This window comes from Nocardia sp. NPDC050408, assembly GCF_044458905.1.
In the GTDB taxonomy this organism is placed as follows: domain Bacteria; phylum Actinomycetota; class Actinomycetes; order Mycobacteriales; family Mycobacteriaceae; genus Nocardia.
Genome location: NZ_JBITIL010000014.1, coordinates 47,829 through 72,585, shown reverse-complemented (window position 1 = coordinate 72,585; position 24,757 = coordinate 47,829). Strand labels below are relative to the sequence as shown.

The 24,757-nt window shown below is 66.2% G+C and carries 25 protein-coding genes, 1 tRNA gene and 3 pseudogenes; 13 read left to right on the top strand and 16 right to left on the bottom strand.

Annotated elements, in window-relative coordinates; genetic code table 11:
- Positions 1-2: 2 nt before the first annotated feature.
- Positions 3-359 carry a hypothetical protein gene (locus ACIBJI_RS30725; RefSeq protein WP_364348229.1) on the bottom strand — a complete coding sequence of 119 codons (357 nt, stop codon included), beginning with the start codon at positions 357-359 and terminating at the stop codon, positions 3-5.
- Positions 360-513: 154 nt separating this feature from the next.
- On the opposite strand from ACIBJI_RS30725, the gene ACIBJI_RS30720 reads away from it, so the two are divergent.
- The 4 genes from ACIBJI_RS30720 to ACIBJI_RS30705 all read left to right on the top strand — a co-directional run bounded on the left by ACIBJI_RS30720 (position 514) and on the right by ACIBJI_RS30705 (position 4,005).
- A complete protein-coding gene (locus ACIBJI_RS30720; RefSeq protein WP_397086895.1) occupies positions 514-1,572 on the top strand; it encodes a YncE family protein in 1,059 nt (352 codons plus the stop codon).
- Positions 1,572-1,817 (top strand): DUF5703 family protein, encoded by a 246-nt coding sequence (locus ACIBJI_RS30715; RefSeq protein ID WP_040691094.1) that lies wholly within the window; start codon positions 1,572-1,574, stop codon positions 1,815-1,817. Before ACIBJI_RS30720 ends, ACIBJI_RS30715 begins: the two co-directional genes overlap by 1 nt.
- 4 nt (positions 1,818-1,821) lie before the next feature.
- On the top strand, positions 1,822-2,898 hold the full coding sequence (locus ACIBJI_RS30710) for a quinone-dependent dihydroorotate dehydrogenase (RefSeq protein ID WP_364348236.1): 1,077 nt from the start codon (positions 1,822-1,824) through the stop codon (positions 2,896-2,898).
- A 120-nt stretch (positions 2,899-3,018) separates the two neighbouring features.
- Positions 3,019-4,005, top strand: coding sequence for a PfkB family carbohydrate kinase (locus ACIBJI_RS30705; RefSeq protein ID WP_397086893.1), 987 nt, complete (start codon positions 3,019-3,021; stop codon positions 4,003-4,005).
- A 48-nt stretch (positions 4,006-4,053) separates the two neighbouring features.
- Here the strand turns inward: ACIBJI_RS30705 and ACIBJI_RS30700 are convergent, their stop codons facing one another.
- Together ACIBJI_RS30700 and ACIBJI_RS30695 are read right to left on the bottom strand one after the other, a co-directional pair.
- The gene (locus ACIBJI_RS30700) at positions 4,054-4,440 is read right to left on the bottom strand and encodes a hypothetical protein (protein WP_396955593.1); all 387 of its coding nucleotides are present in this window, start codon (positions 4,438-4,440) and stop codon (positions 4,054-4,056) included.
- A gap of 55 nt (positions 4,441-4,495) precedes the next feature.
- Entirely contained in the window at positions 4,496-4,756 is a 261-nt protein-coding gene (locus tag ACIBJI_RS30695) for a hypothetical protein (protein WP_396955594.1), read from the bottom strand.
- Positions 4,757-5,245: 489 nt separating this feature from the next.
- Here ACIBJI_RS30695 and ACIBJI_RS30690 point away from each other — a divergent pair, with 489 nt between their 5' ends.
- The 4 genes from ACIBJI_RS30690 (at position 5,246) to ACIBJI_RS30675 (ending at position 11,265) form a co-directional block, all read left to right on the top strand.
- Positions 5,246-6,751 carry a PfkB family carbohydrate kinase gene (locus ACIBJI_RS30690; RefSeq protein WP_364348248.1) on the top strand — a complete coding sequence of 502 codons (1,506 nt, stop codon included), beginning with the start codon at positions 5,246-5,248 and terminating at the stop codon, positions 6,749-6,751.
- A gap of 143 nt (positions 6,752-6,894) precedes the next feature.
- Complete coding sequence (locus tag ACIBJI_RS30685) at positions 6,895-7,905, top strand: GTP cyclohydrolase II (protein ID WP_397086891.1); 1,011 nt, start codon at positions 6,895-6,897, stop codon at positions 7,903-7,905.
- Between the two features lie 514 nt (positions 7,906-8,419).
- Complete coding sequence (locus ACIBJI_RS30680; protein WP_364348254.1) at positions 8,420-9,247, top strand: GTP cyclohydrolase II; 828 nt, start codon at positions 8,420-8,422, stop codon at positions 9,245-9,247.
- Positions 9,248-9,435: 188 nt separating this feature from the next.
- Positions 9,436-11,265: an AMP-dependent synthetase/ligase gene (locus ACIBJI_RS30675; RefSeq protein WP_397086889.1), complete on the top strand. Its 1,830-nt coding sequence runs from the start codon at positions 9,436-9,438 to the stop codon at positions 11,263-11,265.
- Positions 11,266-11,318: 53 nt separating this feature from the next.
- Here ACIBJI_RS30675 and ACIBJI_RS30670 read toward each other — a convergent pair whose 3' ends face one another.
- Complete coding sequence (locus ACIBJI_RS30670) at positions 11,319-11,855, bottom strand: YbhB/YbcL family Raf kinase inhibitor-like protein (protein ID WP_397086887.1); 537 nt, start codon at positions 11,853-11,855, stop codon at positions 11,319-11,321.
- An 18-nt stretch (positions 11,856-11,873) separates the two neighbouring features.
- On the bottom strand, positions 11,874-13,235 hold the full coding sequence (locus tag ACIBJI_RS30665; RefSeq protein ID WP_364348263.1) for a M20/M25/M40 family metallo-hydrolase: 1,362 nt from the start codon (positions 13,233-13,235) through the stop codon (positions 11,874-11,876).
- Between the two features lie 193 nt (positions 13,236-13,428).
- On the opposite strand from ACIBJI_RS30665, the gene ACIBJI_RS30660 reads away from it, so the two are divergent.
- Complete coding sequence (locus ACIBJI_RS30660) at positions 13,429-14,304, top strand: lysophospholipid acyltransferase family protein (RefSeq protein ID WP_397086885.1); 876 nt, start codon at positions 13,429-13,431, stop codon at positions 14,302-14,304.
- A gap of 3 nt (positions 14,305-14,307) precedes the next feature.
- Here ACIBJI_RS30660 and ACIBJI_RS30655 read toward each other — a convergent pair whose 3' ends face one another.
- Positions 14,308-14,664 (bottom strand): helix-turn-helix domain-containing protein, encoded by a 357-nt coding sequence (locus ACIBJI_RS30655; protein WP_364348269.1) that lies wholly within the window; start codon positions 14,662-14,664, stop codon positions 14,308-14,310.
- Positions 14,665-14,820: 156 nt separating this feature from the next.
- Here ACIBJI_RS30655 and ACIBJI_RS30650 point away from each other — a divergent pair.
- A tRNA-Leu gene (locus tag ACIBJI_RS30650) sits at positions 14,821-14,905 on the top strand.
- Here the strand turns inward: ACIBJI_RS30650 and ACIBJI_RS30645 are convergent.
- From ACIBJI_RS30645 to ACIBJI_RS30635, 3 genes and pseudogenes are all read right to left on the bottom strand, one after another.
- Positions 14,870-15,796 (bottom strand): recombinase family protein, encoded by a 927-nt coding sequence (locus tag ACIBJI_RS30645; RefSeq protein ID WP_397086977.1) that lies wholly within the window; start codon positions 15,794-15,796, stop codon positions 14,870-14,872. The two genes, ACIBJI_RS30650 and ACIBJI_RS30645, sit on opposite strands and share 36 nt — an antisense overlap.
- On the bottom strand, positions 15,793-16,104 hold the full coding sequence (locus tag ACIBJI_RS30640) for a recombinase family protein (RefSeq protein ID WP_397086975.1): 312 nt from the start codon (positions 16,102-16,104) through the stop codon (positions 15,793-15,795). The genes ACIBJI_RS30645 and ACIBJI_RS30640 overlap by 4 nt, the downstream gene beginning before the upstream one ends.
- 247 nt (positions 16,105-16,351) lie before the next feature.
- A pseudogene (locus tag ACIBJI_RS30635) lies at positions 16,352-16,516 on the bottom strand (serine recombinase); the annotation flags it as partial.
- A gap of 276 nt (positions 16,517-16,792) precedes the next feature.
- On the opposite strand from ACIBJI_RS30635, the gene ACIBJI_RS30630 reads away from it, so the two are divergent.
- Entirely contained in the window at positions 16,793-17,812 is a 1,020-nt protein-coding gene (locus tag ACIBJI_RS30630) for an NlpC/P60 family protein (protein WP_396959108.1), read from the top strand.
- A 52-nt stretch (positions 17,813-17,864) separates the two neighbouring features.
- Complete coding sequence (locus ACIBJI_RS30625) at positions 17,865-18,548, top strand: cutinase family protein (RefSeq protein ID WP_397086883.1); 684 nt, start codon at positions 17,865-17,867, stop codon at positions 18,546-18,548.
- On the opposite strand, the gene ACIBJI_RS30620 is transcribed toward ACIBJI_RS30625, so the two are convergent.
- Positions 18,490-18,801 (bottom strand): hypothetical protein, encoded by a 312-nt coding sequence (locus ACIBJI_RS30620; protein ID WP_396959104.1) that lies wholly within the window; start codon positions 18,799-18,801, stop codon positions 18,490-18,492. The genes ACIBJI_RS30625 and ACIBJI_RS30620 overlap by 59 nt on opposite strands.
- 107 nt (positions 18,802-18,908) lie before the next feature.
- On the opposite strand from ACIBJI_RS30620, the gene ACIBJI_RS30615 reads away from it, so the two are divergent.
- Entirely contained in the window at positions 18,909-19,388 is a 480-nt protein-coding gene (locus ACIBJI_RS30615; RefSeq protein WP_397086882.1) for a hypothetical protein, read from the top strand.
- 1,034 nt (positions 19,389-20,422) lie between these two features.
- Here the strand turns inward: ACIBJI_RS30615 and ACIBJI_RS30610 are convergent.
- The 6 genes and pseudogenes from ACIBJI_RS30610 to ACIBJI_RS30585 form a co-directional block, all read right to left on the bottom strand.
- Positions 20,423-20,758: an STAS domain-containing protein gene (locus ACIBJI_RS30610; RefSeq protein ID WP_397086973.1), complete on the bottom strand. Its 336-nt coding sequence runs from the start codon at positions 20,756-20,758 to the stop codon at positions 20,423-20,425.
- A gap of 186 nt (positions 20,759-20,944) precedes the next feature.
- Positions 20,945-21,369: pseudogene (locus tag ACIBJI_RS30605) on the bottom strand (ATP-binding protein); the annotation flags it as partial.
- 69 nt (positions 21,370-21,438) lie between these two features.
- Positions 21,439-21,630: pseudogene (locus ACIBJI_RS30600) on the bottom strand (hypothetical protein); the annotation flags it as partial.
- Positions 21,631-22,265: 635 nt separating this feature from the next.
- A complete protein-coding gene (locus ACIBJI_RS30595) occupies positions 22,266-22,769 on the bottom strand; it encodes a hypothetical protein (RefSeq protein ID WP_397086880.1) in 504 nt (167 codons plus the stop codon).
- A gap of 89 nt (positions 22,770-22,858) precedes the next feature.
- A complete protein-coding gene (locus ACIBJI_RS30590; RefSeq protein WP_397086878.1) occupies positions 22,859-24,070 on the bottom strand; it encodes a sensor histidine kinase in 1,212 nt (403 codons plus the stop codon).
- On the bottom strand, positions 24,067-24,744 hold the full coding sequence (locus tag ACIBJI_RS30585) for a response regulator transcription factor (RefSeq protein WP_364348314.1): 678 nt from the start codon (positions 24,742-24,744) through the stop codon (positions 24,067-24,069). Before ACIBJI_RS30585 ends, ACIBJI_RS30590 begins: the two co-directional genes overlap by 4 nt.
- Positions 24,745-24,757 lie beyond the last annotated feature (13 nt).

Sequence of the window (24,757 nt, the reverse complement as noted above, 5' to 3'; positions counted from 1 at the left end):
ATCTACATACCATCAATGACCGAACTGATGCGGCCGAGCAGGGCCCGCACGGTCGTCATGTCCCGATCCGGGGCCGATTCGACCGGTACCGCATCCGGGATCATGTCGCGCACCAGAGCGACGACGCTGCGTTCGTCGTCGAGGTCGATATCGGTGGCGCGGGCCTGCGCGACGGCGACGACGTCCTCCGGTCCGGGCACATCGCTGTCGAGATCGGCGCGATAGATCTCCAGCTCGACGGTGGAGCGCACGGTGCGGAAGGCGTAGGGCCTGCCGTCGGCCGTGGTGCCGAATCCGTGAGCAAACGGACCAACGGTTATGTCATCGATGGCAAATCCCGATGGATGGTCGGCTTTCAACCGGATCTCCCTGAATTGGATATTGATTCAAGTCAACGGTAACCCCCATCACCGACATTCTCCGCCAGCGACTACCCCGGTAGGCCGGTCAAGTGCGCCATCATGGTCAGATGGTGCTGTAGCCGATGATTTGTCGTAGTTAGGAGTTCGGTGGATGCGCCCATATAGTTCGCTACCTGCTGCGCTTGCGGGTGCGGCGGTGCTGGCGCTGATCGCCGGATGTTCCTCCGATTCCGATAGCGACAAGCTCGAGACTCGACCGGCCGCGACTGCGGCGGTCGCGCCCGAGCAGAGCGCGCACCCCGCCGGGGACATATGGGGGCTCGGCAACCCGGTCGGCGGACTATTCGCCGAGGCGGCGACTGGACAACTGGTTGCGCTCGAAGCGAGCCGCGACACCAGCACAACGATGTTCATCATCGACCCCGTGACCTTCACCCGCGTCGATCCCACTGGCGCGCCGAACGAGGAGATGCGCACCCTCCTGCTGCCCGCCCACGGTGTCGGCTTGGCGCAGGGCAAGCCGGGTGAAGTGCTGATCCCCGGCGACCACCGGATCATGCGTGTCGACATCACCTCCGGCGTGACCACCGAGGTGCCCGTGGACGGCGACGCCAGATCGGTGCGCTACCGCGACGACGGCACGCTGTTCGTCGGCACCGCCGATGGAAAGGTGCGCGAACTTTCCCCCGACGGCAAGGTCACCGACACCATTTCCGGGCTCGCCTCCGCCGATGCCCTCGCCCTCACCGGCAACCATGTCTCGGTCCTGGACCGCCGCCAGACCTCGCTCACCCAGCTCGATCTCGGCAAAGACCGCCTCGGCCTGGCACTGCGCGCGGGTGAGGGCGCGACCAACCTGATTACCGATCCGTTCGGCCGCATCACCGTCACCGACACCGCCGGTGACGAACTGCTGGTCTACACCGCCGGACCGCTCGTGCTGCGGCAGCGATTCCCGGTAGGATCGTCGCCTTACGCGATTGCCTACGATCAGCGGTCCGACACCGTGTGGGTGACGTGTACCCAGAGCAACGAAGTCGTCGGATTCGACCTGTCGACGGGTATACCGAGAGAGGTGGGCCGTTATCCGACGGTTCGCCAGCCGAACTCGGTGACCATCGACGAGCGCACCGGTGACCTGTTCGTCGGTTCCGCGACCGGAGACGGTCTGCAACGGATCCGCGCGGACCAGCGGAAGAAAGGGCAGTGATGGCGCCACAATCACGCGCAGCGCTACCGGCGAGCTGGGAAACCACCAGTGACGACTACGAATACGTGCCACTGCGGCTCCCACCGGAGGTGACCCGGGTGACGGCCTCGATGCGGCTGGCCATCCAAGCCGAATTCGGCGGCTGGGAACTGTCGCGGGTGCGAGCCTACACCGACGGCAGCAGGCGGGTACTGCTGCGGCGCCGAAAAACCGCACTACTACCCCAGCCCGAACCGGGAATGTGAGGCCATGTATTCACTGCTGCTGCGCCTGATGTTCCTGCTGCCGCCGGAACGCATCCACCATCTGGCGTTCACGGTCATGCGGCTGGCGGCCCGGTTCGCGCCGTCGCGCTGGGCGATGACCAAGGTGTTGACCACTGACGATCCGATCCTGCGCAATCACGCCTTCGGCATCGACTTCCCCGCGCCGCTCGGGCTGGCCGCCGGGTTCGACAAGAACGCCGACGGTGTCAACGCTTGGGCGCCACTGGGATTCGGATTCGCTGAAATCGGCACCGTCACCGCGCAGGCCCAGCCGGGCAATCCCGCGCCGCGGTTGTTCCGGCTGTCGGCCGACCACAGCCTGATCAACCGGATGGGATTCAACAACCACGGCGCCGCAGCAGCTGCCGAACATCTGCGCAACCGCCGCGGCGGTGTCCCGATCGGCGCGAATATCGGAAAGACGAAGATCGTCGAACCCGCTGACGCGGCGGCCGATTACGCGGTGAGCGCATCTCTGCTCGGGCCGCTGGCCGACTTCGTCGTCGTCAATGTCAGCTCCCCCAACACTCCCGGTCTGCGGGATCTGCAGGCCGTCGAATCCCTGCGCCCGGTGCTGCAGGCCGTCCTCGACAGCGTCGAGGTCCCGGTATTGGTGAAAATCGCCCCCGACCTGTCCGACGACGATGTGGACGCCGTCGCCGACCTCGCGGTCGAACTCGGCCTGGCCGGGATCGTCGCCACCAACACCACCATCCGCCGCGACGGCCTGCGCACCGATGCCGGCCAGGTCGCGGCCATGGGCGCGGGCGGGTTGTCCGGTCCTCCGGTTGCCGAGCGCTCGCTGGAGGTGCTGCGGCGGCTCTACCGCCGCGTGGGCGACCATCTGGTGCTGATCTCGGTCGGCGGTATCGAAACCGCCGACCAGGCCTGGGAGCGCATCCAGGCCGGCGCCACCCTGCTGCAGGGCTACACCGGCTTCATCTACGGCGGTCCGTTCTGGATGCGCCATATCCACCGCGGGATCGCCCAGCGGCTGCGCGAAGCCGGTTACCACTCGATCGCCGAGGCGGTCGGCGCGGAGCACGTGGCTCATACCTGATCCCGACCGGTCGTTTCGCGCGGTCGATGCATTGTTGCGGCACATGCCATTTCGCGTGTGTGGGGCCTAAGCTGGTGTGCGGCAAGACATATCGAATGCAGCACCCAGAGGGGGCGGCGCATGGTCCCGCACGACCCGGGAACGAATGCCGAACCGGCGAACGCGTGTGTTCCTCGTGGCGTGGTCACCGTCGTCGGGGGCGCCGTCAGCGATCACATTTACCGTGTCGATCACGTTCCTTCCGCAGGGCCGGAGGCGCACGGACGCTTCGAAGCCCATCCGGGTGGCAAGGGGCTGAACCGCGCCGTCGCCGCGGCACGACTCGGCCTGCGATCGCGACTGATTTCAGCGGTGGGCGACGACGACGCGGGCGGGCGGATACTGGCCTACCTGCGTGCCGAGCGGGTGAATACCGAACATGTGCGCGTCGTACCCGGCGTGCCGAGCGCGATCACGATGGTGGTGGTCAACCCGACGGGCGTGAGCACCACGATCGGTTGTCGTGAGGATGGCATCGTGCCCGATGTCGAGCACATCGGTGACGGGCTCGCCGCCGCGGATGTGGTCTTGCTGACGTTCGAACAGCCGAGCTGGGTGATCGATCGGGTATTGGCCGCCGTCCGGAGCCTGCGGCCCGCGCCCGTGCTGATCGTGCACGCCGCACCGCCGATCGAGGCACCTCACGACCTGCTCCGCCACCTCGACAGGATCGATTATTTGATCGGGGCGCCCTGGGAGCTCGGTGACCTGGCAGGCACACGCGATGCGGATTTCGACTCGTCGGTCGCGCCGTGGTTGCGCGCGCGGGGGGTGCGCAGTGTCTGCGCGGTCGAGCACCTCGCCTGCCGCGTCCGATCCGACACGGTGAACCTCGATCTGCCCGCGAATCCAGCAGCGCGACAAGGAGATTCACTTGGCGGCGGTGCCGCGTTCGGTGCCGCGCTGGCGTATCGGCTGTTGCTGACCGAGCGACCCGCCACCGGCCCGGACTACTACTGGGCAACCGCTGCGATGGCATCGACCTCCGTGGAGGGTCCGGTACCGGTCGGTATGCCGACCTCCGCCACGATCGATGCGGTCGTGGCTCGGTATCCCGCGTCGCGATGACATCGGCCGCCTCCCCTCCCGGCGGCCGATGCCCCGCGGCGCCGCACACTATCGGAACACCCACGGTGTCCGGTCGCCGTGCAGCGACATCCAAGAGGCGGATTCACCGTCCACCGGGTCGTCCTGAATCCCGCTGGGACGCTGGCGTAGTCGAGTCAGTATCCGCTTCGACAACAGGATCACCGCCTGCTCCCAGATGATGCCGACACGTCCGGCCAGGATGGCCGCGTCGGCGTGGGCGTGCCGATCGTGCACGATATCCGGATCGCTGAGGATCTCGTCGAGTTCCATGCCCGCGAGCGCCTGTTCGCGGGTCAGCAGCCGATCCGGCAGCCAGCTCAGTCGCCAGACCGCGGCCCCCGACCCGATCTGACGGTATGCCGACTCGGGGGTGATATCGCTGATCATGGTCCAGTCGGTGGTGTCGACGGTCATGGGTGCCTCCGGTGTAGCAATTCGAGCCCGATGAGCTCGGGGGGTACGTAGCTGGTCACGAATGCCTCCGGTCGAGCATCCGTTGGTGCAGCGTGTGCAGTGCCTGCTGCACGGTGATACCGAGTTGATCGGCCAATGCCCGCGCGTGCGCGTCGTGGTCCGATGCCGGGTCCGGGTGGCTCAGCATCTCCTGCAATCGCATTCCGGCCCAGGCCTGTTCGCGGGTCAGCTGGTCGGGTAGCCAGCTCAATCGCCATGCCGGTTCCTCGCGGCCTGCTCGCCATGCCCATTCGTCGGGCGTGACGCTACTGGTCATCGACCGGCTGCATTCATAGATCGTCACGGCTGTCTCCGGGGTGCCCGAGCTGTCGCCGACCGCATTTCGGGTGCACTGAGCCCCGGTCGACCACTGTGTCGCGGTCAGCCGGGGCTCGTTGCCGTCGGATGGAGCAGGCGACGAGTCGACTTGATCGGGTGAAATGTCGTTCCGGCGAACTCGATTCGTTCGCCTAGGCCGTGGCGAGGTTCGCAACGAGCTCGGTTTCGGTGCCGCCGGCTCTCGGCTCCCCGTGCCGCCGTGCGTGCCGTATCAGCAGAATCACTCTCATCACCAGGGCCCTCCCGAGTCATCTGGCGGACGACGCTTGGTCGCCGTAACTCAGTGTGGCATTTGCCGTTCACTACGGTCAATTGCCGTTGTAAGTTGGTAATTGCCGGTTCGCTCGACGGCTAAACCCCGGACGATTGGCATATCGTGAGAGTGGCACAGGGAACGATCGCAGCGTCATGGAGGACAGGCCCGCCTATGGTCCAGCAGGACTCACGCACGGTTGCCATCCGCAACATTCTCACCAGGCTCAGCAAACGTTCGGGCCTGAGTGCGGATCGGTTGCGCACCACGGAAATCGACGTCGCTCCCCTGCTGGATTTGCCCGTTGTCAAGGAGCGAGCGGGCCGCGAGGGCATCTCGGTGGAGCAGGCCGTCCTGCCGGTGATTCGGGACCTCGCCCGGCAATTGGCGCCGACGCACCGGCTGATCGCCGACGCTGAGTTGTCGCTGGGACTCCTGCGCGAAAAGTCGCCGCACGGAATCGATCTGGCGCGCCTCTACGCGGCCGATCTCGGCGAGCGGCGTGAATATCTCACGGCGGTGTGGGAACTGTTGCATCGCACGGTCGGAGCAGACGACATCACGTCTCCGCCGAGCGTGCGCTCCCTGCGAGCGACGCCCGAGCGCCGGGCGTTCACCGCGTTGGCGGGACAGCTCGTGGCCGCGTCGAGCTACGCCGGCCGATCCGGATATCGTTTCACTCCCGAACCGAAAGTGCTTGTGACGCTGCCGGATTCGCAGCCGCAACGCGGAATCGTCACAGTCATCGGCGACTCCGTGATCGATCATATATACCGCATCGGGCAGATTCCGGTGGCGGGCAAGTCGACGCCGGGCGGATTCGAGATGCACGCGGGTGGCAAGGGGCTCAATCGTGCGGTGGCAGCGGCACGGCTGGGACTTCAGGTGCGATTGGTCTCCGCGGTCGGCGCCGACGACGCGGGCAGATATATCCGCGACTATCTGGAAACCGAGAACGTCGACATCCGCCTGGTCAAGGAGGTCCCCGGCGCGCAGACCCAAGTGACGGCCGTGATGATCACCAGCACCGGGACCTCGAGCTACATCAGCTGTAAGGATGAGCGGATCCGGTTGGGTACCCATGACCCCCGCGATCCGGAGGTGCGGTCCGCTCTGGCCGCCTCGGACGCGGTGCTGCTGACCTTCGAGCAGCCGATCGATGTCGTCGAGCGGACCATGGCCGCCATCCGTGCCCTGAATCCGCGTCCGCTGCTGCTGGTGAATGCCACCCCGGCCGTCGAAAGCCCTCAGTATCTGTACGGCTACCTCGACACCGTGGATTACCTGGTCGGCACCACAGGGGAACTCGCCAAGATGCTGCCCGGGGAAGATATCGGCTCGGCCGAGAACATCGCACAACGGCTGCGCATGCTGGGTGTTCGTGCGGTGTGTGTGATCGACGGCTTCCACTGCACGGTGCGATCCGATGCCGTCAACACCCGCATCGCCGACTTCCCCGTCGCGCTTGCCGACTCACCAGGTGCGGCGGCCGCATTCTCGGCCGCTCTGGCGCGCCAACTCGTCGGTACGGCCGGACCGGTCGACCAGCGGGTATTCCGTTGGGCCACTGCGGCAATGGTGGCCACCCAGTCGTTCGGCGATGTGCCGGACGCGATGCCGCGGGAGCACGATATCGATCGGATCGTCCACATCGCCGCCGACGAGCCGACCACGGGCTGAGCGCCTAGGATGCGTCGAGGCCCCGCTGACGCGGCCCCCCTCGGTTGGTGTGTAAATTGGCTCGCACCCGTCACGGGCGGACGTTACGGCGATCGGCGAGGCCACATCACCTGCAAGTTCATCCCATGTATCGGAGGGCCAGCGTGACCGAAGCGGCGTCTAGCCTCGATGAGACCGGGCACCGCTTGACCCGCCGGGGTCGCGAACTACAGGTCGGCGTCGTGCCGATACCGCACGGTGTCGATGGCGGGCACGCACTGGTCTTCGGGCAGGCGACACACGGATCCCCCGTAATCAGCGATGGCTGTCTGGTCCGGATCCACTCCCGCTGCCTCTACGGCGACGCGCTGCGGTCAGATGACTGCGACTGCGGCCCCGAGCTCGATATGGCCATGGACATGATCCAGAACGAGGGCGCGGGCGTGCTGATCTATCTGGAACAGGAGGGCCGCGGCGCCGGGCTGATCAACAAGGCCCGTGGGCTACAGACCAGCGAACGCTTCGACATCGATACCTTCACCAGTTATGCGCGGCTGGAGCTGAGCGCGGATTCACGGTCCTACGAGTTGGCCGCCCAATGCTTGCGTGATCTCGGACTCACATCGGTACGACTGCTGACGAACAATCCCGACAAGGTGGAACCGCTGGAGCAGGCCGGACTCACGGTGACCAGGGTGCCGCTGCACACCTGGCCGCGCAGCGAGCGGGCGCGAAAATATCTGCAGGCCAAACGGCGTCATCGCGGACACCAGATCCCGAGACTGCTGGCTGTTTCGCCGGTCGAGCAAGTCAGTCGGGAGCGACGCGCCCGTATTCACCTGGCATCCGTGGCGATTCCGGTGATGGCGCTGCCCTCTGCTCTGCTCGGATACATAGGCGTCGCCACGATTTCGGCTGCGACGGGCTTGGTGGTCCTGGGTCTTTGCATGTGGCCCGACAGGCGTGGGGGGTACCGACCCGCTCGACGAATACGCAACGCGGCACGTCGGTCGGTGGTCGATGTCGAGCAGCCGTGCTACCTGTATCCGGACCTGGGTGAGGTATCGGATGACATCCGCGCGCCAGGAGAACCTCGCCCTCCCACACCTCGCGGGATCGGGCGCCGACGTGCTCGCGCAATGGCGCACGCCGGTGCGGACCAGTTCGGTACGTAACTGCGAAAACGACACGGCTCCAAGGCTGCTCGCCGAACTGTCGGCAGTGGTGTGCATCGGCTCTCGCCGCCCGGACGATAGGCCGGCGCGCTCCCGGATCCAGCTTTCTCAGCAATCGGACAGCAGCCCTGGTCGGATGATGCGCGAACCGATGTGCGTGGCTGGCTTTTCCGACAACAGGGTCCGCTCATTCGGCTAGGCGCTCAGTCACATTCGCAAATTCTTCGCAGCTGTGATTTAGACCACGCGGCATGGATCTGGTATGGCGCAGTATTATCCAGATCGGCTGGTCGATGATCTTCCCGCGGCACAACCGATATCGAATTCCCATCGCGACCGGCCAGTGATTCCGTCTGCGAGTCAAGACATCTCGGACGTCCGGACGGGACGGACATCGGTCGCGCGAGCGCGCCGATGTCGCTCGATCGACCTCGCGCGGCGAAATCGGCGTGGGGAAGCTCCCGCGCGTATGGCGCCGCGATCGAGCAAGCGCACCAGGCTACATATCCCGGTCGTGAAATCGGAGGTCACCGTGGTGGACAACTCGAGCGCTCACGACGACACCGCCCATCGGTTCACCCGCAACGGGCGGGACCTGCAACTTCGTGTGATGGAGGTGTCCGGCGGTGCCGAGTGCGGGTATGTGCTGCTATATGGCGAGGTGAGCGACGGATGTCTGGTCCGAATTCACTCGCGGTGTTTGTACGGCGAATCGCTCGGCTCGCAGGATTGCGACTGTGGGCCCGAACTCGACCAGGCCTTGGACCGGATATGGGACGAGAGCGGCGGCGTGCTCATCTATCTGGAGCAGGAGGGCCGGGGTAGCGGATTGATCGCGAAGGCGCTCGGCTACCGGGAGAGTGAACGCCGCGGAATTGATACCTTCGCAAGCTACGAGAGTCTTGGCCTGCCCGCGGATAGCCGCACCTACCACGCTGCGGCCAAAAGCTTGCAGGATCTCGGACTCACCACAGTGCGACTGCTCACGAACAATCCCGCGAAGGTCGACCAATTGCGTTCGACCGGTCTGGCGGTCACCCGGGTGCCGTTGCACACCGAACCGCTGAGCCAACGGGCCGCTGAATATCTGGAGGCGAAACGGCGCCGTCGCGGGCACATGATCCCGCCGTACGGCATGCTGTGCGAGCCGCGCATGGAGTCCGTGCCCGAGCGACCGGGGCCCTTTCTGCGTATCTGGTCGCGGCTCGGACCTGCACTGCGCACGCGTCACACGGTCCGGCGCGTGCGCGTCAAAGTGCGGCCAAGCACACTTCGCCGGATCTGGCTGCGGGGCGCGGATCTGCCGTGGGGGCGCGATGCGGGGTCCGATTCGTCCGTATAGAAGTAACGGACACGATTACCCCGGTCTGGCTACCATGAGTGAGCCGCGCCACATGGTGCTATCGAACCGTGTGACACGATGAGATAGAGTCGCTTGCAATTTATCAGGAGCAGCGGGTCTCGAACCGTGTGGAAACCATGCGGTCGCTCCGGGCGCGGTTCACGCCAGAGATATCGGGAAACGGGAAGATGACGACAACAGAAATCGGTTTCGCGCACGAGTCCGGCAAGACGGTGTACACGGTGCCGCAGGCATTCCAGGAGACCGTGAAGTTACGACCGGATCAGGTGGCGTTACGGACGGTCGGCGGCACCACGGAGATCAGCTGGCGCGAATACGGCGAGCGGGTGCGCACGCTGGCGGCGGGACTGGCCGGCCTTGGCGTCGGCCACGGCGACACCGTCGGCATCATGCTCACCAACCGGCCCGAGTTCAATCTGGTCGATACGGCGGCACTGCATCTGGGCGCTACACCGTTCTCGATCTACAACACCAGCTCATCCGAGCAGATCACGCATCTGTTCACCAATGCGGAGAACAAGGTGGTGATCACCGAGCGCGCCTTCCTCGACGTCATCAAGGGCGCGGGTGTGCAGCTCGAACACATCGTGGTGGTGGACGGTCCGGCCGCCGATGCGGTCGGCCTCGCCGACCTGGAGGCGAATCCGGCCGCCGACTTCGATTTCGACGCCGCTTGGCAGGCGGTGACCCCCGATGATCTCGCCACGCTGATCTACACCTCGGGCACCACCGGCCCGTCCAAGGGTGTAGAGATCACCCACCGCAATGTGCTGGCCCAGATCATCGCGCTGGTCAACGGCCCGCTGCGAGTCGGCCTCGACGACCGCGCGATCTCCTATCTGCCCGCCGCGCACGTCGCCGACCGCATCTCCGGCCATGCCATCAGCCTGCTCACCGGCATCCTGATCACCTGCGTACCGGATCCGCGTGAGATCGCCGCCGCACTGCCCGACGCGCGTCCCACCGTATTCTTCGGTGTGCCCCGGGTGTGGCAGAAGATCAAGGCCGGTATCGACGGCAAGGTGGCCACCGAAGCGAGCCCGGTGAAGAAGGCACTGGCGAACTGGGCCATCAACACCGGCGTCGCGGCGGCGCGCGCCGAGCTGGCAGGTAAGGGCCGCAGCCCGCTGCTCGCGGCGCAGTACAAGGTCGCCGACGCGCTGGTGCTCTCGAAGCTGCGGGCCGCGCTCGGCCTGGACAACCTCAAGGTGGCCGCCTCGGGCGCCGCCGCGATCCCGGCCGAAACCCTTGAATACTTCCTCGGACTCGGGTTCACAGTCAGCGAGGTATGGGGCATGTCGGAGACAACCGGTGTGGCCACCTACACCGAACTGGCCAAGCCGCGCCCGGGTTCGGTCGGCCGGGCCGTCGAAGGCCTCGAGTTGCGGCTCGGCGAGGACGGCGAACTGCTGGTGCGCGGCGCGATCGTCACGCCGGGTTACCGCAAGCAGCCCGATAAGACCAAGGACGCGCTCGACGACGGCTGGCTGGCCACCGGTGACGTCGCAACCATCGATGCCGACGGCTATGTGCGGATCGTGGACCGCAAGAAGGAACTGATCATCAACGAGTCGGGTAAGAACATCTCCCCGACCAATATCGAGAACGCGGTCAAGGCCGCCTCCTCGCTGGTCGGTCAGGTGGTGGCGATCGGTGAGGCCAAACCGTTCATCTCCGCGCTGATCGTGCTCGACCCGGACACCGCGGCCATCCGGGCCAAGGAAATCGACGCGCCCGCCGACGATCTGGCCGCACTGGCCACCCGCAAGGAGATTCTGGACGAGGTGCTGGCCGCGGTCGTCGCGGGCAACCGCAAGCTGTCGCGAGTCGAGCAGATCAAGCGATTCACCGTGGTCGGGACGCCGTGGGAGCCGGGCGGTGATGAGTTGACCCCGACGATGAAGCTCAAGCGCAACCCGATCGCGGCGAAGTACGCCGAGGAGATCGCCTCGCTCTACACCACGCCGCTGCCCGAATCGGTGGTGAACGTCTCGTAATGACCGGTGGCCCTGAGCAAAAGCTCAGGGCCACCGTCGTTTTCCCGCTATGTCTAGACGACCTCGTACTTGGCGACGATGGTGGCGCGGGCCAGGGTGTGCGAGAAAAGGTTGAACCCGAGAAAGGCGGGGGTGCCGTTCTCGTCGATCTCCAACCGCTCCACATCCACCGCGTGCACGACGATGAAGTAGCGGTGGTACCCGTGTCCGGCTGGTGGCGCCGCACCGACGAATCCCGGGAACGCGCCGTCATTGCGCAACGTGACCGCCCCTTCGGGCAGCACACCACCCTCACTGCCCGCCCCGCGCGGCAGCGAGGTGGTGCTCACCGGGATGTTGGCCACCGCCCAGTGCCAGAAACCGGCCGCGGTCGGTGCGTCCGGATCGTAGACGGTGACCGCGAAACTCTTTGTCTGCGCAGGGAATCCAGACCAGGACAGCTGCGGCGAGACATCCTTGCCGCCCGCGCCGAAGACGCCGCTGACCTGATCGTTGCCGAAGCTCTCGCCATCGGCGACATCCTCTGAGGTCACCGTGAAGCTGGGCACCTCCGGCAGCGCGTCGTACGGGTTGTAGGAGTAGTCGGGCACGGTGAGTCCTTTCGATCGTCAGCTGTTCAACAGGAAGTGTTCCAGCACCCGGGTGCCGAATTCGAGTGCCTGCACCGGAACCCGCTCATCGACGCCGTGGAACAGTGCCGTGAAGTCCAACTCCGGCGGCAGCTGCAGCGGTGCGAAACCGAAGCAGCGAATACCCAAGCGGGCGAAGGCCTTTGCGTCGGTGCCGCCGGAGAGCATATAGGGCACGGTGCGGCCCTGCGGGTCGTGGGCGAGAATGGCGTCGTTCATCGCGTCGACGAGATGTCCATCGAATGTCGTTTCGTAGGAATCGAGTTTGGTGATCCACTCGCGCTCGACATCCGGGCCGATCAGCTCGTCCACCTCACGCTCGAACGCGGCCTGCCGCCCCGGCACCACGCGACAGTCCACGACCGCCTCGGCGGTCTGCGGGATCACATTCGCCTTGTAACCCGCCTGCAGCATGGTTGGGTTCGCGGTATCGCGCAGTGTCGCGCCGATAATGCGGGAGATCGTGCCCAACTTCGCGAGCTGGCCCTCGATATCGGGACTCGACGGATCGAATTCCAGGCCGGTCTCCTCGGCGACCGCGGCCAGGAATTCGGCGACCGAATCCGAAAGTACCAGGGGGAAGGTGTGTTTGCCCAAGCGCGCCACCGCCGCGGCCAGAATCGTGACGGCATTGTCCTCGTGCAGGAATGAGCCGTGACCGGCACGCGCCTTGGCGCGCAACCGCATCCAACCGAGCCCCTTCTCGGCGGTTTCCACCAGATACAACCGACGGTCGGTGCCGTCCGGGCGCGGCACGGTCAACGAGAAACCGCCGACCTCCCCCACCGCCTCGGTGATCCCGTCGAACAGGTCGGGCCGATTCTGCACCAGCCACTGCGAACCCCACTTGCCGCCGTTCTCCTCGTCGGCGAGGAAGGCGAAGACGATATCGCGTGGTGGCACCGTCCCCTCGATCTTGAACTGGCGCGCGATGGCCAGCATCATGCCGACCATATCCTTCATATCGATCGCGCCGCGCCCCCACACATAGCCGTCGCGCACCGCGCCGGAGAACGGATGCACACTCCAGTCCGCGGCCTCTGCGGGCACCACATCCAGATGCCCGTGGATCAGCAGCGCACCGCGGCTCGAATCGGCCCCCTTCAACCGCGCGAACACATTTCCGCGACACGGTGCGCCCGACTCCACGTACTCGGTCGTATATCCCGCCTGATGCAGCTGATCGGCCACCCACTGCGCGCATTCGCGCTCACCCTTGGTGGTTGCCAGATCTCCGGTGTTGGAAGTGTCGAACCGGATCAGCGTACTGACCAATTCGACCACCTCGGACACGGCACGAGACGTGGTGTTCGGACCGGATACTTCGCCAGTTGCAGACACGTACCCTTTCCTACCACCTGACACCGCCCGCGTGTCGCCATAGCCGTTCCCGCACGGCACCGCCCGCCGTCGCGAGGTGCGCGATCGCGCGCGGGTGCGGGTCGATTCACGCTGATCGCAATCGCCGACGCTGTGTGGTCGCGGCACGGCCGGGTATGTCCCGGTCAAAAGCCTTGACCGGAAAGCCGGACCCATGAAGCTCCCGAACCTGCCATTGCCACCGATCGATACCGCGACCGACTGGGTCGCCCAGCAGGTACGAGCGCGGATTCCCGAGGCGGATATGAACGACCGGGATCCTGGATTCATCGCCCACACGGTCGGACCGTCCTGGCAACTGGTTCGCGCGTACTTCCGGGCGGAGGTACGCGGTATGGAGCGGATACCGAAAAACGGCCCGATGCTATTGGTCGGCAACCACTCCGGTGGCAATGTCTCGCCCGAGGCGCTCGTGACGACTCTGGCGTTCGCGCGCTATTTCGGACCCGACCGTCCCTTTTATCAACTCGCCCACAATCTGGTGATGGCCGTGCCGCTGCTCGGCATGTTCCTGTCCCGTTTCGGCACGGTGGCGGCCGACCCCGAAAGTGCCAAAGCGGCGCTGCGCAGTGGTGCGGCGGTACTGGTGTATCCCGGCGGTGACTGGGAGGTGCACCGCCCGACCTGGGAGGAGGACCAGCTCGATTTCGCCGGGCGCACCGGATTCCTGCGAGTGGCCTGGGACGAAAACGTGCCGATTGTGCCGTTCGTGAACTACGGCGCTCAGCAGAACGCCCTCATGCTCACCCGCGGCGACCGGATCGCCCGGCTGCTGCGGCTGGATCGGACGCTGCGATTGAAGGTGTTCCCGATTTCGCTGGCGCTGCCGTGGGGGCTGAATATCAGCGACCTCGCCGGGCATATTCCGTTGCCGACCAAAGTGACGGTCGAATTCCTGCCGCCGATCGACCTGCACCAGATATTTGGGTCGGAGCTCGATGTGGATCGCGGCTACGAGTACGTCACCGGGATCATGCAGGAGGCATTGTCGAAACTGGCCGAGGAACGCACGCTGCCGATCCTGGGATGAGCCTCACGCGGGCGGGTGGACGCGCCCGGCGCCGATCCGATCGATGCGATCGCGCCCCCACGCACCCAGTGGTTCCAGCGCCGCATTGAGTGCGCTACCCAATTCGGTCAGCCGGTACTCGACCTTCGGCGGCACCTCGCGGTAGATCTCGCGATCCACGATGCCGTCCTCCTCCAGCTCCCGCAGCTGCTGGATCAGCATCTTCTCCGATACACCTGGCAAGCCGCGGCGCAGCTCGCCGAAGCGGCGCACGCCATGATTCGCCAACTCCCACAGGATCAGCGCCTTCCACTTGCCGCCCACCACATCCATCGCCGCGTCGATGCCGCAGAAGTACGGCCCGGATCTCTTCGCACCCATCGCTACCCGTTCCACATGCGCATCGGCAAGTACTGGCTCGAATAGTAGGTACTCGTCGTCAGCTCGGGCAACGCGGGGCAGAAACACCGAAAATCACCAGCTAAACCCGCGATTTGGTCAACGCAGCCACATCCGATAACCTTGCTGAGCACACCGGTCCGGGTGGCGGAATGGCAGACGCGCTAGCTTGAGGTGCTAGTGCCCTTTATCGGGCGTGGGGGTTCAAGTCCCCCTCCGGACACGTACCATAACCCCAACTGTGCGGGTCGAGAGATGTCTCGACCCGCACGAGTCGTTTTGCGGGGTGGTAGGCCATCTGCAGGTTGAGGTGCCGGTAGACCTCGGCTTTGTCCAGCGGATCCGCCCCGGACAACACGTGCCGGATATCTCCGAGTTCCTTGATGAGACCGCGGATCTCCTCGCTGGTCATTCGCCGTTGCCTCGCGGTCGGACGTGAGCGTGAGAGGGCTTCGGCACGGCGGGCTTGCACCTCGGCCATCCACTGCGCCACTAGATGCGGGTCGGCACCGGCTTCCAAGGCTGCCCGGTGTCGCGCCAGGATCCGGTCACAATCCTCGATCGCCTGTGCGACGGCCGCCGCTGACGGGTCGAGGTCATGGTCGGGTTGGGACCGGTAGAGAGTTTCTATGGTCTCGGCGACTCGGTGCGGGGCGAAGCAGGTGCCCAGCCAATCATCGAGTGGGCCGAGTAGATCTCGTTCGGCCAGATACACGTTGCGGGGATGGACGACTTTGTTCGCCAGGGCGTACTCGTTGGGGTACCGGCATCGATAGAGCAGCATTTCCCGGCTTCGCTGGCCTTGCATCCGCCGTTGGCACAGCCCACACCGCGGCCGACCGCGAAACATATAGGTGTGGTGGGTGCGGTGCCGTTCCCGCGTTCCCCGGCCGGCTCCCTTCGCGGCCAAGACCTGCTGGGCGCGTTCGAATGTGTCTGGGTCGATGATCGGGTCGTGCACCAGGTGATCGGAGAAGACCCACTGGTCACGGTCGTTCCATCGCATCCGGGTCTCATGCCCCAAAGCGATGGCCTCGACATCGATGAGGATTTCGTCTTTGCGTTGTTTGTTCCACACCTGCCGCCCGGTGTAGCGGGGGTTGGACAGGATCACCCGAATCGCGCCCCTGGACCAAGCAACCCGGGGCGGTGTCGGTTTCGTGCAGGGTCGTAGGCCGACGGCGAGGGGACATCGTCGCGGGTCAGCGCCTCCGCGATCGCGAAAATCCCTCGGCCACCGAGATATTCGGCAAAGATCCGTCGCACGATCGGGGCGGTCACTGGATCGGTTTCCAACCGATGCAACCGCTTCCCGTCGGCGGCCTTGGCCGGATTCGGATGCGGCCCAGCGTCGGCCAACCGGTATCCATACGGAGGCCGCCCGCCCAGGAAACGGCCCTCGACACTGGCTTGGGCGGCCATCGCCGCACGAACCCGTATCTTGATCCGGTTGCGCTCGCCCCTTGCTCATACCCCCGAACACCGACATCACCAAGTCGTGGGCCTCGGAGTCCGGATCGACCGCACCGCCGACCTCGGGTAACCACAACTGCAGTCCGTAGTGGGTGAGGATCGGGAAGGTCAGGCCGTACTGGTTGCCGTAGAACGCTCGCTGCGGCTCGCCGATCACCACCGCGTCGAAACCACGATCCGGGTCCCGCATCGCCTGCAGCAGCCGCGTCGCTTGCGGTCGACGTTTCCAGGGAATCAAGCGAGACTGACCGACATCGAAGAACTCGGCCACAATCTCGCCGTGCCGATCGGTCAACGCCCGCGCCCGCGCCCGCTGCCAATTCCGGGACGCCTCCGGGTCCTGCTGATCCTCGGTCGACACTCGCCCGTAGAACGCGAACCTCACCACTACGCCGCCCTCCGTTCATCGCGGAACTCGCCCTGTCGCCGGGCTGGTTCTCCAGACTTGCCCCGCCCCTGCCGCTGCGCGGCGTTGTACAGCAGACGCAGCACCGCATCAGCCGCTGCCGGTCCCAACATCGGTGGATCCGACGGCGTCTGCACAACCAGCTCCTCGACACAATCCGAGTCACCGCACGTCGTCGCCGGCTCATGACGTAATCCCCCTCCTGATCAACAACGCGGTCGCCGATACCCGATGCTGGTCAAAGCCCTCGGCGCAGGCTGCGCTTCGGTCGTGTTCTGTGTCGTCGTGATCGCCGCCGTGGTCACCACCGTCATCGTCTACCAGCAACCGCTCCCCACTCCCAGCTCCGGTTCGTCGGCGAGTGCGCGCAGCACCCCGAGTCCCCAAGCGCGAGAAGACATCCCGCCGGAACTGCTGGTGCTCTACCAGAACGCGGCGAGTGATTGTCCCGGTCTGGAGTGGTCGGTGCTCGCCGCGATCGGCAAGATCGAGACCGACCACCGCCGCTCACCTCTGCCGGGGGTGCAGGCCGGACAGAACTCGGCCGGGGCCGGGGGCCTGATGCAGTTCCTCGAACCGACCTTCGAGGCTGTGGTGGCCCGGCACCACCTGCCTACGGGCGGGGCGAGCCCGCCCTCGCGCTACAACCCCAGCGACGCCATCCACGCCGCCGCCCACTACCTGTGCGACTCCGGTGCGCCCGCGGATCTGCGTGCGGCGATCTTCGCCTACAACCACGCCGACTCCTACGTCGACCAAGTCCTCGACCAGGCAGCCCGCTACCGCGCCACCACTCCCTCCGGTGACGGTGACTGCCACACCGTCGCAGCCGCGAGCACAGCTGCCGCGCAGGCGATCTCCTTCGCCTGTGCTCAGCTCGGGGTCGCCTACGTGTGGGGCGGCAACGGTCCCGAGGTCAACGGTGGCTGGGACTGTTCCGGGCTCACCCAGGCCGCCTACCGGGCCGCCGCAGTCACCCTGCCTCGCACCACCGACGACCAGGTCCACACCGGCCCCCGCATCCCCGAAAACCAGCTCGCCCCTGGTGATCTCGTGTTCTACGGCACCACCGACAACAACGTCCACCACGTCGGTCTCTTCCTGGGAGCCGGGCGGATGGTGCACGCGCCGGATGTGGGAGCTCCCGTCCAGGTCAGTGACTACCGGTGGCCTGGAGACGACTTCTACGGCGCGACCCGCCCCTCCGCCATTGCTTCACCCGCACAACCGGATTCGCGCGACTCACCCTAGCGCGCCGCCGCCGAGCCCCCAGTGACGAATCCGACCCGATAGGAGACCCCTCATGCGCCTTCACCACCACACCCACCCAAGGCCCTCTCGCGCCCGTCGCTCCGCTCGTGGCCTGCTGTGTGCGGCCGTCACCGCCGCGACCGTTGTCGGGGCCGGTGTCGCCGCCGCAGACCCGACACCGGCCCCCACTGCAGCCTCCTGCTCGCGCTGGACCGCGCTGCTGGTACCGGGCACATGGGAGACAACCCCGGCCGCCGACCCGACCCGTCCGGTGGGGATGCTCACCCCGGTCGCCCAGGGACTCACCGCGCGCTACGGCAGCGACATCGACGTGCGCACTCTCGCCTACACCGCCCCCTACACCACCTCGCAAACCGCAGGCGCACAAGCACTCACCGCCACCCTCGCAGGCTTGTGCTCGGGCACGAGAGTGGTTCTCGCCGGCTACTCCCAAGGCGCCGATATCGTCGGTGACCTCGCCACCGCGATCGGCAACCAGGCATGCCCGATACCCGCCTCCCGAGTCGTGGCGATCGGACTCGTCTCCGACCCCCACCGCGACCGGCCACCGCCCAGCTCGGGAACCCCGTGTCCGGCCAGGGCATCGCCGGACCGCGCTCCCAGGACTTCGGCGCCCTCACTGACCGTGTCCGCACGCTGTGTGCCGAGGGTGACCTCTACTGCTCGACCTCGCCGCAGGCATCGCCTGCCCTGGCCGCGGTGGGCCGCGCCGTGACCTCGCCCCCCAATCCTGCTCCGGCCCAGGCCACCCCCGCGCCCGCCTGGCCCTCGACCACCGCGACGACCAGCTCCGCACCGATCCCGGGCTCGACGTCGGCACCGATGCCCAGCACAGCCCCGGGCACGGCTGCGACAGCACCGGCCACGACTCCGACCTCGATCGGAGGTCTGGATCCCTCCCAGATGCTCGCCCAAGTGGTCACCATGCTCGGTGGGCTGTCGGGGTTCGCCGCGAACGTGCCCGCCATCATCGGCGACCTCGCCCAGCTACCCGCACTCGTCGGCACCGGCGACATCCCCGGCCTGCACCGCCTCGCCGGGGACCTCAACAACCAATTCGCCCCCCCTGGTTCGCATGGTCGCCGGTATCGACCTGCGTCTCGTGGCTCGCGCGTTGACGTTGGCCGCGCCGCTGGACACCTCCGGGTGGGTCGGGGTGGCCGCTCAGATCGTCGGGCTCGTGGCGGGTCTGGACATCGCACGGATCGCCGCCGACATCGGCCGAGCCCAGGAGATCGCCTGGACCGCTGTGCAGGCTCTGGCCGCCGGTGATCCTCTCGCCGCGCTGCTCGCGGTGACGGGGTTCGCCCCGGCCGCCACCGACCTGCTCGCGGCCACCGCTTCCGCGTTCACCGCACCGGAGTTCGGGACGCTGGCCCAGACCTACACCGCTACCACGACACCGGCCACCGGTACCGCGTTGGCCGATCTGGCCCGCCAGGGCAGCGACGCGGCAGGGTTCGCCGCCTCTGGGGTCCACGTCACCGGCTACACCACCACCGCCACCACGGCGTTGCTGGAGTGGCTCGAACAGGCCATCGACCACACGACCTAGACACCCCGCACACAACTAGACACCCCGACGACGAAACCGCTGGTGGGGCCGGGCTTTTGCTCGGTCCCACCGGCCATTTCAGGGTGCGGGCAGGCTAGCCGTTCATCGGGGTCGTGGTGCGCGGCTCAGCGGGCTGAAGGCCGGGGCGTCGTCGACACCCAGCCGCCACGTCGGTAACAGAGTCATCAGCTCGACCATGTCGTCACCGACTACCTCACCGCCACTGACGATCTCACCGTCACTATCGATGTCAACGTCGAGGTCTACGTCGGGGGCGGGGGTGGAATAGGCCGTGACGTGCGCGGCACGCGCTGTCGGGGTCGGGATAGGTGATGCCGGTCAGCGGTCCCGTGGTGATCCGCACAGCGGCGGTGACGGGGTGGTATTCGGCCCCGATGCGCTACTGGTCGTAATAGATGAACACCGGAAGCCACTGCGACACAGCATGTTCGGCGGGAGTCTCAAGTTGATGGGTGGCCTCAGCGGTGACCACCAGCCACATCTCGAGGCTGTCGGGGGCGCGCGGGGAGAGGCGAACACGCGATGCAGGGCCGTCGCGACGACGGCGGGAAGGGAGATGTCGTTAATGACCGGGTAGGGCCTTTCAGGAAATTGGACGAACGAGTCGGACGAGAAACCGGGTGCGGTGCCCTGGCCCCTGGGCTGGTCCTGGGGACCCGGGCCGCGCAGGCGGGGGTCAGGCGTCGGCGAGGGCGAATTTCTGTGGGGGCCCCGCAGGTTTGGCGGGCGATGCCGCCGGTGGTGAGTTTGACCAGCGCGTATAGATATGAGGGTCTCCCGCTTTGCGGGGAAGGTCTGGGGGTGTGAACTGAAGTGCAGTTGAAATCGCGAGGGCAAGCAGGGGCGCTGCCGCAGACAGCTAGCTCCTTTGACACGGTCGGAGTTGATGCGGTGGCCGTTGTTCGCGCCACCGGCTTACCGCTGGTTGTGCGAGTCCGATTGCTCGGCAATGCGGCCGACAAGCTTCACGGTCTCCGGAGCCTGATCGAGCGCGTTGGTCGTATCGTCTGCAATCAGTGCGGGCGGACGCTGGCGAGCGCCTCGTCCAGGGTCGGGTAGGCGAATATCTGATCCAGATTGACCTTCCGCAGTATGCGGACGGTCCCCGGTGCGGCGACCACCACGATCGTGGTGGCGGGGACGACCGATTGGTGAGCTTGGACCAGTTCAGCAATGACCGCCGACATGACCATTGCTACGACTGCGGACAGGTCGATGATCAGGGCTGAGGGCCGGTCTCGGAGGACTGCCTCGATCTCATTGCCAAGCGCGGGGGCAGTCCGTCGGTCAACGTAGCCGGTCACGGTCAGCACAGTCGCATCGTCGTACTCCGCGACGGAGGTGGTCACGGTGGCGGGGACGGGGCGATGCGTGCCCGCAGAAGCTTTGGCAGTCTGCGTCGAGCCCGCGGAGGTCAGGTTCCCTTGGTCTGGGAGCGTTTCGGGCTGGTTGCGTCGAGTTGGGTTCGTTCGGGCAGGGGGTTTTGGTTCATCCTCGATGGGAGGCCTCGCGTGGCCCTCGGCGGAATGCAGTGATGCAGCCGTGGGCATCCACTTCCACATCTCGACCAGAGTCCCTTGTCCCGGCGTGGATTCGATCACTAGACGATCCATTAGCTGTTTGGCTCCAGGTAGACCGAGGCCGAGTCCGCGGCCGGTAGAATAGCCGTCCTCCAGAGCGCGGGATATGTCGCGGATGCCGGGACCGCGATCCTCGGCCTGGACTACGAGCGCTTGGCGGCCCTCTCGGCTGTCGGCGAACAGCCGGATTTCACTGCACTCGCGAAACTGGTGATGTTGCGGGCGATTTCGGAGATGGCGGTGGAAATCATGGCTATGTCGGTATGGCTGAACCCAAGCTCACGTGCCAGATCCCGAGCGGCCCGGCGCACGGTCACGATGTCGCTGGACACTTTCACCGCGAGCGCCACGTTGCCGAAGCCTGCGTCCGACGCAGTGATGGCGCTGTCTGCGGCTGGTGAACCTGCCGGGGTGGCGTCCGTGGTTTCAGGGGCAGACGATTCTGCCAGCCCGGCCCGGCGCAGCGCGATGCGCCGCTGTTGCAGGGCGTCGACCTCCGCCGCGCATTCGGTGCAGACGGAAAGATGCTGGGCGGCGCTCAGATAGGCGTTCATCCGCAGTTCGCCATCCACGTAGGCCGCGACGGTCTCGCTGTCCAAATGCTGGCGTGCCACCGGCCGGGCGTTACTCGGGGACGCTATCCCCTCGCCCGCAGAGTCTCGCTGCTCCGAAGCAATGGCGCGCTTTAGTCCGGCCAGTGCGGCGTCCACATCGAACCGGTACGTTTCGTCGTTCTCGGCGAGGTAGTCGTCCAGCTCCTCGAATGCCCTGCCGATGGATACCGGGGCGGACTTCTCGGCACTGCTGTGTTCCTCGTTGCTCATGAGCGCGGACCTCCTCCACCGAAGAGTTCTGTGTGAGGGCCCTCGCCAGTCGATCCGTGGTCGAACCGGATCCGGGCGTCACGACGTTCACTATCTCTACTATCTTCCTGCGGGCGCGAGATCTGTGCGTGGATACCGCTCTTCCGGGAGGTCTTGAGGGCTCGGGCTATCTCGTTGTCCGAGAAGCCCATCTCCAGGTCTTCGCCACTGCCGACGACGAACTCCTTGGATCGCGCCGATCGCCGCCAGTAATCGACCACACGCAGCGATGCCATTTTCATGATCAGCCGCGTTACCCGATCGTCCGACTCTCCCTGGAAGTCGCGTACGTATTGTTGCCACACCGCGACGAAAACTTGCTGCACGACCTCGTGGGCTTGCTCGATGTCGCCTCGCAGCCCCCTGAGCGCAAACCTGAAAACAGCCTGATCGACGCTCCGATCCCGTCCCGGCTACGATCCGAGCCGGTCATGCCAGGCGGCCTTCGCGCCGCTGTCACCGATTCGGTAGACCTGCACCACCGAACCAGCGGACACCGCCATCGCGACGGCAACCATCGCGATGATGACAAGCCGGTTCGCGGTAACGGCAGCGATCCCGGCGGTCCGAGACCACCGGGCGACCCACTCGCTGTGCGCGGCCCACCATACGACCGCCAGCAGGAAAGTCGCCGCCGACCACGGCAGCAGACCATCGGCCAACTGCGTGTGGATGCGCACCAACGGATCATGGGCGGCGTGGTGTTCGAGCCACTCGCCGGATTCGGTCGTCAACGGAATCGCCACCAGCGCGGCCAACGACACCAGGGGCGTGATCGGGCTCAAGCGGTTTCGAGCAGCGGGCCACAGCACGGACGCCACCAGCATTAGCGCGGCCAGCGGCACCAGTACGACGACAACGTGAACCAGCAGGATGTGGGTAGGTAGCCCGTTGATCGTATTGAACCCCATAGCCATTCGAATCTCCTCGGTCACCGGGTAACGTGGTGCGACCAACCCTATGAGCCGATTCTTGGAGGTTTCTGGGACGCGGAGATGAAGGCAATTCAGCGCTGCGCACCGGTGGGCAGCGTCATCGACAGCGTCGCGCCGCCGCCGTCGTGATTGCGAGCCGAAACCGTACCGCCGTGCCTGGCGGCGATCTCGCTGACCAATGACAGACCGAGCCCGTAGCGACGTCGTTCGCTCGGGTTCGCGGTGGTCGGCGTCGACGCGAAACGGGTGAACAGGTTGGGCAGAACATCGGTATCGATGCCGGGGCCGTCGTCGGTGACATCGATCCGCGCATGTCGGCCGTCGCTTTCGAGCACCACCCGCACCAGACTATCCGCATGACGTATTCCGTTGTCCAACAGCGCGTTCACGGCTCGCCGCAGGCCCGCTTCGAAACCTTGCAGCTGCACCGGTGTGGCGATCATTTCGAGTCGGACCCCACGCTGGTCGGCCGCCGGTTCGGCGGCGGTCACCGCATCCCGTAGCAGGGCAGCCAGATCAAAGGGCCGAGGCTGAGCCTCCTGTCGGGGATCGGCCGCCAGCAGGAGGTCATCGAGAATGTCGGCCAGCTGACCAGCATCGACTACCAGGCTGTCGACCTCGGCTTCGGCCGGGTGGCCGCGCAGATGCCGCCGCAATAGCTGAGCCCTGGTGCTCAACAGCGTCAGCGGGGTGCGCAGTTCATGGCCGGCGTCGGCGACGAACCGGCGTTGCAATGTCAGCGCCGCGATAAGGGGGATTACCGCCCTGCGCGCGACCCAGGCACCGGTCAGTATCGCCAGCAGCATTCCGATGGCTCCGCACACCAGCAAGACCGCGCCCAGACCCCGTGCCTCGCGCTCGGGCGCCCGCAGGTCGTACACCGCCTGGATCACCGCGTCGCCGCGCTGCTCGGTGCGGATCCGGTACCGTCGGTCACCGATCGACACCTCCGCGGTTCGCGGCGCACCGTCGTGTTCGGCCTGCCGCATGGCGGCCTCGTCGGGCAGACCCGGCGGCAGCCCCGGACTGGCCTGCGTGCGGCCTGCCCGCCGGATCACCAGCCAGGTCCCCGCGGGTGGGTCGTTAACATCGTCGGCCTCGGCGATGGCTGTGGCCAGCGACCTGTTCTGGTCATTGCGCGCACTGTGCGATACGACCATGATCACGGCCACGCCGAGCAACAGCACGGTCACCAGCACGGCGGCAGCCGACTGCAGTCCGACCCGCAGCATCGTCCGCCGGATCAGGCGCGCGTCTGCTGAGTCGGTCCGGCGCCGCCTCATCGACCACGTCCCAGCTCATACCCGCGGCCACGTACGGTGTCGATCGCCGTGCGACCGAGCTTTCGACGCAGGTAGTGGACATAGGTATCGACCACCACCGGGCTCTCGGCGTCGTCGAACACGATAGCCAGCAATTGTTTGCGCGAGAATACAACTCCTGGCCGCGATGCCAGCGTGGCCAGCAGATCGCATTCCCGTTCGGAGAGCCGGACCACCGCCGCGGTATCAGCCACGACGACGCAGCGGCTGTCCAGCTCGAGTCTTCCTTTCGGCACCGGCAGAGAACGCGCGACATCCAGGTGTCGGCGTCGCAGAGCCCGCAGCCTGGCGAGCAATTCCGCCACATCGAACGGCTTACCCAGATAGTCCTCGGCGCCGGCGTCGAGTCCCGCCACCCGATCCGCCGGATTGGCGAGTGCGGACAGGATCAACATCGGAGTGACGATGCCACGGACCCGCAGCCTCATCAGCAGATCCAGCCCATCAATCGCGGGCAACCCCCGATCGAACAGCATCACGTCGTACTCGCGAGTGAGACCGAGGTGCAATCCCTGCTGGCCGTCTGCGGCGATGTCGACCTGATACCCCTCCTCGGTGAGCAACCCACCAAGCATCGCGAGCAATTGCGGGTCGTCCTCGACGACCAGCACCCGCGGCAGATCGGTATCGATCACCCGCGCATTCTCG

What these genes read in the sequence shown, in the direction of transcription:
- ACIBJI_RS30720 (WP_397086895.1), top strand. Translation starts at nt 514, where the DNA reads ATGCGCCCATATAGTTCGCTACCTGCTGCGCTTGCGGGTGCGGCGGTG.
- ACIBJI_RS30615 (WP_397086882.1), top strand. Translation starts at nt 18,909, where the DNA reads ATGGTCGCCGGTATCGACCTGCGTCTCGTGGCTCGCGCGTTGACGTTG.
- ACIBJI_RS30655 (WP_364348269.1), bottom strand. Translation starts at nt 14,664, where the DNA reads ATGGGTGCGAAGAGATCCGGGCCGTACTTCTGCGGCATCGACGCGGCG.
- ACIBJI_RS30620 (WP_396959104.1), bottom strand. Translation starts at nt 18,801, where the DNA reads ATGGCGGGCACGTTCGCGGCGAACCCCGACAGCCCACCGAGCATGGTG.
- ACIBJI_RS30660 (WP_397086885.1), top strand. Translation starts at nt 13,429, where the DNA reads ATGAAGCTCCCGAACCTGCCATTGCCACCGATCGATACCGCGACCGAC.
- ACIBJI_RS30625 (WP_397086883.1), top strand. Translation starts at nt 17,865, where the DNA reads ATGCGCCTTCACCACCACACCCACCCAAGGCCCTCTCGCGCCCGTCGC.
- ACIBJI_RS30710 (WP_364348236.1), top strand. Translation starts at nt 1,822, where the DNA reads ATGTATTCACTGCTGCTGCGCCTGATGTTCCTGCTGCCGCCGGAACGC.
- ACIBJI_RS30640 (WP_397086975.1), bottom strand. Translation starts at nt 16,104, where the DNA reads ATGGCCGCCCAAGCCAGTGTCGAGGGCCGTTTCCTGGGCGGGCGGCCT.
- ACIBJI_RS30630 (WP_396959108.1), top strand. Translation starts at nt 16,793, where the DNA reads ATGCTGGTCAAAGCCCTCGGCGCAGGCTGCGCTTCGGTCGTGTTCTGT.
- ACIBJI_RS30590 (WP_397086878.1), bottom strand. Translation starts at nt 24,070, where the DNA reads ATGAGGCGGCGCCGGACCGACTCAGCAGACGCGCGCCTGATCCGGCGG.
- ACIBJI_RS30695 (WP_396955594.1), bottom strand. Translation starts at nt 4,756, where the DNA reads ATGACCAGTAGCGTCACGCCCGACGAATGGGCATGGCGAGCAGGCCGC.
- ACIBJI_RS30700 (WP_396955593.1), bottom strand. Translation starts at nt 4,440, where the DNA reads ATGACCGTCGACACCACCGACTGGACCATGATCAGCGATATCACCCCC.
- ACIBJI_RS30595 (WP_397086880.1), bottom strand. Translation starts at nt 22,769, where the DNA reads ATGGCTATGGGGTTCAATACGATCAACGGGCTACCTACCCACATCCTG.
- ACIBJI_RS30715 (WP_040691094.1), top strand. Translation starts at nt 1,572, where the DNA reads ATGGCGCCACAATCACGCGCAGCGCTACCGGCGAGCTGGGAAACCACC.
- ACIBJI_RS30675 (WP_397086889.1), top strand. Translation starts at nt 9,436, where the DNA reads ATGACGACAACAGAAATCGGTTTCGCGCACGAGTCCGGCAAGACGGTG.
- ACIBJI_RS30690 (WP_364348248.1), top strand. Translation starts at nt 5,246, where the DNA reads ATGGTCCAGCAGGACTCACGCACGGTTGCCATCCGCAACATTCTCACC.
- ACIBJI_RS30705 (WP_397086893.1), top strand. Translation starts at nt 3,019, where the DNA reads ATGGTCCCGCACGACCCGGGAACGAATGCCGAACCGGCGAACGCGTGT.